Origin of the sequence: Rathayibacter sp. AY1C7 (assembly GCF_002931865.1) — a bacterium.
GTDB lineage: Bacteria > Actinomycetota > Actinomycetes > Actinomycetales > Microbacteriaceae > Rathayibacter.
Window position 1 is genome coordinate 63,105 of the sequence record NZ_PSWB01000023.1, and the last position, 6,690, is coordinate 69,794.

The window sequence follows — 6,690 nt, forward strand, 5'->3', positions numbered from 1 at the left end:
GACCCCGGCGGGTCGATCGGTCCGGGCGACGCTACGGGCCCGCCCGCCACCGGGCGAGGGCTTGGCCAGGCACCGCGGCCGGTGATAGCCGGGCCGTCAGCCCCTCACGACGAAGGCGTCGTGGATCAGGTTGCCCCCGGTCGCCGCCGGATTCCGTGTGCTGCCGCGGGTGATCGTGACGGTGTGGGTGCCGGCGGGCAGGGTCCCGCTGGTCCAGACGGTCTGGGCGGAGCGGGTGGTGGCGCTGTAGCGGTCGACCGAGGCCACGAGGACGCCGTCGAGGCGGACCTCGTCGATCCCGGACGTGCTGGACCGGCGGCTCACCCACGAGACTCCGGTGCCGGTGAAGCGGAGGGTGGCGGAGGCGCCCCCCGTCGACGAGAAGGAGACGCCGCCGCCGCTGTCCGCGGAGGAGGAGGTCGTGGACCAGGTGCCCGTGACGGCGACGGCCGGCGAGCCGTTCTGGTGGGTGCCGGCCCCGACGGCGGCGAGCGGAGTCGCGGTGGCGGTCGGCGTGGAGGTCGAGGTCGGCGTGGCGGTGGCGGCCGGCGTGGGCGTGGCCGTCGGCACCGGAGTGGCGGCCCTCTTCGCGAGCACGATGGACGCCGTCGCTCCCTTCAGCCCGTTCGGCCGGAACGTGATCGTCGTCGCGGTGCTCGTCCTGCTCGTCACGCTCAGGGCGGCGCTCGAGGACACCGTGCCCGCGGTCGGCCGCGCGAGCGTCACGGTGAGCGCGCTCGTCGAGACCTGCGTCGGGTCGACGGTCGAGACGGTCACCGTGTCCGCGTCCTCCCGGATCGAGACCAGGCCGGCGCCGGTGATGCTCGCGACCCGGGTGCCTCCGACGAGCACGGGGCTCGTGGTCCCGGCCTTCCACGACACGGCGCTCACGGTGCCGGTCGAGCGGTCGCGGGCGGCGCTCAGCTGGGGGGTGTTGCTGAGCACGGTCACGTCCGGGTCCACCGCGTACGCGGCGGTCGCCGCCTCGGAGGCGCCGGGGAGGACCGTGTACGCGTACGAGGCGCCGGTCGGGTTCGTGCCGTGGCTCGTCGTCAGGGAGTAGTAGTGGCCGGTCACCGGCGCCGTCGGACCGGCGGTGCTCACGGCGCTCCAGGCTCCGGTGCGGGTCCGTCCCTGCGCGGTCAGGGCGATCGGCGACGGGAAGACGTAGCCCACCGACTCCGCGGAGCCGGTGATCGAGGCCCAGCGGGCGGTGCTCGTGGCGGTCGCCTCCGCACCGCGGAGGACGCCGTCGACGCGGAGCCTCGCGTCGGGAGCGACGTCGCGGCGGTCGTCGATCACCGTCTCCGCGCGCCGGCGCGCCCCGTCCCAGCCGGTCCCGGACATGTCGGTCGCCGTGATCCCGGAGCCGAGCGCGAGGATCTCGTCGTCGAAGGTGAACCAGGCCTTCTTCGCGACCAGGCTCACCGACGCCGCGTCGAAGTCGAGCGCCGCGATCCCCGTCCGCCGCGACGGGCTCTCGAGGCTCCCGGTGAAGGTCGTCGTCGGGCGGGACGACGCGCCCTCGCCCGCGCTCCGGACGATCGTGTCCTCGGTGGTGCCGGGCATCCGGTACGGGTTCGCCGTGGCCCAGTAGCCGTCGTCGTACTGGCGCCCGCTGCCCAGGTGGAGCGACGTCGCTCCGTCGCCGGTGTACCAGCCGCTGCGGTTCTCGCCGTTGAGCGACTCGTAGCGGGCGATCCGCGTGCTCGACAGGCCGACGGCGAAGCCCGAGGTCGCCGTGGTCCGCGTGAAGCGGTCCATCCCGGCGAAGGCCCGGACGCCCGAGCCGATCGGGGTCGCGATCAGGCCCGTGTCGGCGAGGACGAGCCGCGCGCGCACGACGTCGCTGACGGACCCGGCCGTCTCGATGCTCACGGGGCTGCCGGCGTTGCAGGCCAGCCAGCTCTTCGCCAGCGCGTTCGTCCGTGTCCTGGCCGAGGGAGGGGCGCTGTCGGCGAGGCGCAGCACCGCCGCCTGCAGCTGGACGCCGACGTCGCCGTCCTCCGACTCCGCCCGCGCGGTCTCGCGGCCGCGGACCGTCGACATCACGGCGCCGCACCAGGTGACGGGGGCGAAGGAGGAGGCGAGCCGGTCGTACACGCCGAGCCCCTCCGGGCTCGTGATCTCCCAGCGGGAGCCGTCGAGCAGCGAGTACAGGTCGTCGAGGGTGTCGAGCATCGAGAGCCCGTACCCGCCGCTGTAGGCGAAGACGCTGTGCTGCACGAAGGAGCCGTCGGCGTGGAAGCCGTCGCCGGACGCCACCGTCCTCAGCGCCGGGTCGATGCCGGCGGCCGCCTCCGCGATCTTCGCCGGCTGCTTCAGCAGCACCGCCCGCCCGGCGATGACCGCCGCCGTCCAGACGCGGTTGGCGCCGGTCCGGGTGACGGTGTCGGCGAAGCGCGTCGAGGCCGACAGGTAGGCCTGCACCTGCGCCGCCGAGAGGTCGGGGTAGAGGAGGGCGGTGATGCTGTTCAGCTCGAGCGGGATGCCGATCTGCTGCTCCCACCAGCGGGAGGTGCCGGTGGTCGAACGGTTGTAGCGGTTCGCCGAGAGCCAGTCGGCGGTCGTGACGACGTCGCGGAGGAGCGCCGGGTCGCCGCTGAGGGCGGTGCCGGGGGTCTTCAGCGCGGTCGCGAGGACGGTGACCCGCTTGTAGGCGGCCCACACCTCCACCGCCGAGGTGCCCGTGACCAGGTCCGGCCACGGCTCGCCGCCGTCGGTCTCGAGCGTCGACCAGTAGCCCTCGGCCTCGGCGACGAGGCGGCCCTTCGCCGCGGCGAGGCCGCCGACGCTCCCGCTTCCCGGGATCGTGCCCGTCAGATCGGCGACGAGGGCGAGGCGCATCGCGTCGTACTCGTCGCCCGCCGAGTCGACGGCGGACGCTGTCGGCGCGGTGGCGAGCGGGAGGATCAGGACGGTCACGAGCAGGAGCGCCGCAGCGAGCGGGCTCCCGCGCCGGGGCGCGTCGGATCGAGAGGGTCGGTTCGTCTCCGCGCGCGATCGGCGGAGGGGACGCGGCTGGGTGGGCACGGGCGCTCCTGAGGCGACGCCCACGAGCCTGCGGGCTTCGGGTGCTCGCGGGTCGCCGGGGGAGCGTCGGGTGAAGAGTAGGGGTCCGCTCCGTCCGGCGGCAAGAGGCGGAGGCGAGGACGGCCGGGATCGGCCACCGCCGACGCTCCCGACCGCGCGATCTGCGACAGCCGTACCCCGTGAGGGGTACAGAGGCGCCGAAGGTCCCCCACCCGTCAAGCGGGGCGATACGGTCGGAGGTGCGTGTGCGCTCCGGGGAGTCCCGGCGCGGCGCGCAGGGGGAAGGGGGCACGGATGATCGAGGCCGAGCAGGATCCGCGGCTGGTGGCGCTCGAGGCGCTCGAGATGATGGGGTCGGCTCCGGAGGAGCGCTTCGACCGGATCACACGGATGGCCGAGGAGCTGTTCCGCGTGCCCGTGGCCGAGATCCACTTCCTCGACGACACCACGCTGTTCACGAAGTCCCCGCAGCGTCCGGACGCCGTGCTCGCCTACCCGCGCGCCGGCACCTTCTGCGACGCGACGATCGAGAAGCGCACCACCTTCGTCGTGCCGGACCTCGGTGCCGACGAGGTGTGGGCCGGGCACGAGCACGTCGCGGGGTACCCGCACGTCCGCTTCTACGCCGGGCGGCCGCTGTCGGTCGAGGGCGACCTGCAGCTGGGCACCCTCTGCCTCATCGACTTCGTGCCCCGGAGCCTCACCCCGGACGAGCGGCAGCTGCTCGAGGAGTTCGGCGAGTGGGTCGAGCGCGAGCTGCGCGACACGGCGGAGCGCGACCGCGCCGCCGACATGCAGACGCAGATGGCTCCCTCCTCCCTCCACCACCCTGCCGGCTACGAGCTCTCGGGGCTCTCGCTGCCGCGGTGGACGATCACCGGCGACTTCTACAGCTGGCGCGGCGACGACGAGACGGTCGACCTGACCCTCGTGGACGTGATGGGCAAGGGGACGGCAGCGGCGATCGTGGCCGCCTCGATCCGCTCCGCGTTCCGGGCGCGCCTGGGCGGCGACCCCGACGCGGTCGTCAGCGCGGTGAGCGCCCAGCTGCACGACGACTTCACGGCCACGGAGACCTTCGCGACCCTCTTCCACGGGCGCCTCGACACCGCGTCCGGCCGGATCGACTTCGTCGACGCGGGCCACGGGCTCACCGTCCTCCTCCGCGCCGACGGCTCGTTCCAGCGGCTCGCGGCACTGGGCCTCCCGCTGGGCATCGCGGAGGACGGCGGCTGGATCACCCAGACCGTGGAGCTCGCGGTCGGCGACTCGCTCCTGGCCTTCACCGACGGCGTCCTCGACCTCTACGACGGGACCCTGCAGTCCCTGGCGCGCGCGGTCGACCTCGCCCGCGACTCCGCCGACACCGCCGAGTTCCTGCAGGCGCTGAGGGCGCTCGCCGCCTCCGGCTCCGCGTCCGACGACATCACCGCCCTCGTGCTGACCCGCACGGGCGCCGACCGCTCCGCCGAGAAGGACCCCGCATGACGTTCACGACCGAGACGACCGCCCCCGACATCGCCGTGCTGCGGGGGGAGGGGCGGCTCAACGCGGCCTCGGCTCCGGAGCTGCGCTCGGCCGTCCGCCGGGCGATCGACGAGGGCAGCCCCCGCATCGTCGTCGAGCTCAGCGCGGTGACGTTCATGGACTCCTCCGGCCTCGGCGCCCTGGTCGGCGCTCTCAAGACCGCGCGGCAGGCGGGCGGCGACCTGCGGATCGCGGCGCCCAGCGAGCAGGTCGTGATGGTGCTGCAGCTGTCCAATCTGGACCGGGTGCTCACCCTCTTCGACACGGCCGGCGACGCGTACCGTGACTGAGCGCAGCGTCGGGTTCCGCACGCCCCCGAACGACACCGAGGTCGTCCACGAGATGCTCGCCGGGCTCTGGGGCGAGCGGCCGGACCTGCCGGCCCGCGACCGCATGGCCGTCGAGACGGCGCTGGTCGAGCTGGTCGACAACGTCATCCAGCACGCGACGTCGACGACGACGATCGTCTGCCGCCTCGTCGTGCGCGTCGAGGGAGACGCGATCCACGCGGAGCTGGTCGACACGGCCGATCCGCCGGACATCGGCACGCGGCCGCGGGAGATGCCGGACGTCTTCGCCGAGTCGGGCCGCGGGCTCGCCCTCATCCAGGCTCTGACGACCACGTTCGAGCACGAGCGCTCCGAGGGGCGCAACGTCTGGACCCTGACCCGGGCGCTGGACTCCTAGCGACTGGCGCGGATCAGCGGATCGTGTGCGCGGTGATGACCGCGGCGGCACGCGCCAGGTCGTCCGCCATGCCGTTCAGCCCGGGGGAGGCCTTCAGCACCTCCGCGCTGACCTCGTCGTAGCGCTCGTCCACCTGCGCGAGCAGCTGCTCCCCGGAGGCGGTGAGGCGCAGCAGGACGCTGCGGCGGTCCTGCGGGTTGGCGAGCCGGTCGACGTGGCCGGCGGTCGCCAGCCGGTCGAGGAGCGCGGTCACGGCGCCCGTCGAGAGGGAGAGCTCGAGACCCAGCCACTTCGGCGTGAGGTCGGGCGACTCGCCGAGCACCTCGAGCGCGGTGAGCTCCGAGATGCCCACGCCCACGCCCGCGGCGATGCTCGCGCGGAGGTGCCGCTGCGCGTTCTCGAGCAGGCGGAGCGACTGCCGCAGCTGCACGGCGGGCGCGTCCTGGTCGACGTCGCGCGGGGTCGGTCTCTCGGTGGTCATTCGTCCTTCTCGGGGTAGGGCTGGGGTCATCGTACGGGTCGCCCTCGGGGGTCCCGGCCTGTCACCCGGACAGGGGGCGAAAGAACGATTGCAATGTATCTTGGTCATCAAGTAACTTAGCGGTCAATCGAGTTCGGCGGACCACCAGCCGGACCCTCCCCCTTCAGCATCAGCCCGCCCCACCCGATCAGGAGTCCTGCCATGTCGACCCACACCGCCAAGTCCAAGCGCGTCCGCTTCGCTCCCCTCGCCATCGCGACGAGCATCGCCGCCGCCGCTCTCCTCTCCGTCTCGATGTCCGGCACCCTGTCCGGCTTCGTCGCGAGCATCTCCAACACCGGCAACACCGCCGCCTCCGGCTCGCTCGTCATGGAGGAGAAGTCGACCGGTGCCAGCCCCATCACCTGCCTCAGCACCGACGGCGGCTCGATCAGCACCAACACCGCGACCTGCGCGACCATCAACAAGTTCGGCGGATCGACCACGATGGTCCCCGGCCAGACCGTCACCACCGCGATCACGCTGAAGAACACCGGCACCGTCGCCGCCAACACCTTCACGCTGACCCCCGGCGCCACCTGCTCGCAGAGCAACAACGTCGCGGCCGGCGCCTCCGGCTCCGCCACCGACTTCTGCGGCAAGCTCAACGTCGTGATCACCTCGGGCGGGACCACCGTCTTCACGGGCACCGCCGCGACCCTCGCCGGCTCGGCCGTCAAGACCCTCAACACCGCCCCGGTCACCCCCGGCACCTCCACCCCCTTCTCCATCGCCGTGACCCTCGACTCGTCGGCCACCAACGCCTACCAGGGCCTGTCCGCGTCGCTCCCGCTCACCTGGACCTTCGCGAGCTGATCCCCTCTCCACCCGGCCCGGAGCGCCCCCGCGCGACGGGCCGGGTGGAGAGGGGATCAGCTCGCGAAGGTCCAGGTGAGCGGGAGCGACGCGGACAGGCCCTGGTA

The 6,690-nt window shown here is 73.4% G+C and carries 6 protein-coding genes; 4 read left to right on the top strand and 2 right to left on the bottom strand.

The features are described 5' to 3' along the window. Positions 1-96: 96 nt before the first annotated feature. Positions 97-2,925 carry a polysaccharide lyase 8 family protein gene (locus C5C69_RS12750; RefSeq protein WP_146080943.1) on the bottom strand — a complete coding sequence of 943 codons (2,829 nt, stop codon included), beginning with the start codon at positions 2,923-2,925 and terminating at the stop codon, positions 97-99. Positions 2,926-3,327: 402 nt separating this feature from the next. Between C5C69_RS12750 and C5C69_RS12755 the strand changes: the two genes are divergently transcribed. The 3 genes from C5C69_RS12755 to C5C69_RS12765 are packed head-to-tail and all read left to right on the top strand — an operon-like array spanning position 3,328 to position 5,247. Next, positions 3,328-4,521, top strand: coding sequence for a PP2C family protein-serine/threonine phosphatase (locus tag C5C69_RS12755; RefSeq protein WP_104234048.1), 1,194 nt, complete (start codon positions 3,328-3,330; stop codon positions 4,519-4,521). Next, a complete protein-coding gene (locus C5C69_RS12760; protein ID WP_104227127.1) occupies positions 4,518-4,850 on the top strand; it encodes an STAS domain-containing protein in 333 nt (110 codons plus the stop codon). The genes C5C69_RS12755 and C5C69_RS12760 overlap by 4 nt, the downstream gene beginning before the upstream one ends. Next, positions 4,843-5,247 (top strand): ATP-binding protein, encoded by a 405-nt coding sequence (locus C5C69_RS12765; RefSeq protein ID WP_104234049.1) that lies wholly within the window; start codon positions 4,843-4,845, stop codon positions 5,245-5,247. The genes C5C69_RS12760 and C5C69_RS12765 overlap by 8 nt, the downstream gene beginning before the upstream one ends. Before the next feature lie 13 nt (positions 5,248-5,260). Here the strand turns inward: C5C69_RS12765 and C5C69_RS12770 are convergent, their stop codons facing one another. After that, positions 5,261-5,728: a MarR family transcriptional regulator gene (locus tag C5C69_RS12770; RefSeq protein ID WP_104224277.1), complete on the bottom strand. Its 468-nt coding sequence runs from the start codon at positions 5,726-5,728 to the stop codon at positions 5,261-5,263. A gap of 201 nt (positions 5,729-5,929) precedes the next feature. Here C5C69_RS12770 and C5C69_RS12775 point away from each other — a divergent pair, with 201 nt between their 5' ends. Then, positions 5,930-6,583, top strand: a complete 654-nt coding sequence (locus C5C69_RS12775; protein ID WP_104234050.1) for a hypothetical protein — start codon at positions 5,930-5,932, stop codon at positions 6,581-6,583. Positions 6,584-6,690: the final 107 nt, after the last annotated feature.

Coding starts and splice junctions, on each gene's coding strand:
- C5C69_RS12755 (WP_104234048.1), top strand. CDS start 3,328: ATGATCGAGGCCGAGCAGGATCCGCGGCTGGTGGCGCTCGAGGCGCTC.
- C5C69_RS12760 (WP_104227127.1), top strand. CDS start 4,518: ATGACGTTCACGACCGAGACGACCGCCCCCGACATCGCCGTGCTGCGG.
- C5C69_RS12770 (WP_104224277.1), bottom strand. CDS start 5,728: ATGACCACCGAGAGACCGACCCCGCGCGACGTCGACCAGGACGCGCCC.
- C5C69_RS12775 (WP_104234050.1), top strand. CDS start 5,930: ATGTCGACCCACACCGCCAAGTCCAAGCGCGTCCGCTTCGCTCCCCTC.